This window comes from Herbaspirillum lusitanum P6-12, assembly GCF_000256565.1.
In the GTDB taxonomy this organism is placed as follows: Bacteria; Pseudomonadota; Gammaproteobacteria; order Burkholderiales; family Burkholderiaceae_D; genus Herbaspirillum; species Herbaspirillum lusitanum.
Genome location: NZ_AJHH01000270.1, coordinates 1 through 1327 on the forward strand (window position 1 = coordinate 1; position 1327 = coordinate 1327).

Below are 1327 nucleotides of genomic sequence, written 5' to 3' on the forward strand. Positions count from 1 at the left end.
GGCGCGCCGGGCCGAGTTCCTCGCAGGCCGCTTCCATGAGATCGAAAGCCACCGATAACTGGTCGAGCAGGCGCCGTCCTTCCATCGTCAATTCGACGCGACGGAACGAGCGGGTGAACATGGGTTTGCCGAAATAGTTTTCCAGCCCGCGCACCTGATGACTGATGGCCGACGGCGACAGGTGCAGCTCTTCGCTGGCCAACGCAAAACTCTGCAGGCGGGCGGCGGCTTCAAAGGCGCGCAGGGAAAAGAAACTCGGGAGTTTTCGCATTGCGGCCCAGGTGATGGTTCATTAGGTGAATCAGATTCATCATATTGTGAATACTCGTCATTTGTCAAAACGCCGGGCTTCTTGGGATGATCAGCGCATCGAAAAGATATTAAAACGGAGACCAGCCATGATCGAAGTCGCAGACCGTGCCACATCCCCTACGCCAACCACATCCAATTTCAGCGCTCTCGACGCCGACGACAAGCGCGTGTCGGTGTACCAGCCCGAGCAGCAGGGGCTGAAATTTCCCGCCGTGCCGGTATTCGCCACTCACGCCGAAGAGCGCCAGCATCGCAAGGAACGCCTGGTCGCCGCCTGCCGCGCCTTCGCCCTGCATGGCCTCGACTATGGCTTCGCCGGCCACCTGACGGTGCGCGATCCGGAGTTCCCGGACCTGTACTGGACCAATCCGATGGCGGTGCATTTCTCCCAGGTCAAGCTGTCCAACCTGATCCTCGCCAATCACAAGGGCGAGGTGGTGCAGGGCATGCATGCGCTGAACCGCGCCGGTTTCGTGCTGCACGCCGCAGTCCACGAGATGCACCAGGACATCGTCGCCATGTGCCACGCCCATACCGTCTACGGCACCGCCTGGGCGGCGCTGGGACGGCCGCTCGACCCGATCACGCAGGATGCCGCGGTGTTCTTTGAAGACCACGTCGTCATCACCGCCGAAGCCGGCGCAGTCGCGGTCAAGGCCGAGGCCGGCAAGTCGGTCGCGGCCGCCTTCGGCAAGAACAAGGCGGCGATCCATCAGAACCACGGGCTGTTCACCGCCAGCCGCCACAGCATCGAAGACGCGGCATTCTGGTTCATCGCGCTGGAACGCTGCTGCCAGGTCCAGCTCATGGTCGAGGCCACCGGCATCAAGCCGACCATGGTGTCGCCGGAGCGCGCCCGCTACAGCCGCGAAAACGTCGGCAACTCCTTCATCGGCTGGCTGCACTTCCAGCCGATTTATGACCAGCTGGTGCAGACCAGCCCGGACATGTTTGACTGATTTGTCCTCCTTCGCACTGAGGGAGATTTGCAAGCCGGCCATTTTCATGGCCCCAA

2 protein-coding genes are annotated in these 1327 nt (G+C 61.9%); one reads left to right on the forward strand and one right to left on the reverse strand.

Going from position 1 to position 1327, the window contains the following annotated elements; all coding sequences use genetic code 11:
• On the reverse strand, positions 1–271 hold a 271-nt coding region (locus tag HLUSI_RS27740; RefSeq protein ID WP_040503293.1), incomplete at its 3' end, for a LysR family transcriptional regulator.
• 127 nt (positions 272–398) lie between these two features.
• Here HLUSI_RS27740 and HLUSI_RS0108895 point away from each other — a divergent pair.
• Positions 399–1271 carry a class II aldolase/adducin family protein gene (locus HLUSI_RS0108895; RefSeq protein WP_016833631.1) on the forward strand — a complete coding sequence of 291 codons (873 nt, stop codon included), beginning with the start codon at positions 399–401 and terminating at the stop codon, positions 1269–1271.
• Positions 1272–1327 lie beyond the last annotated feature (56 nt).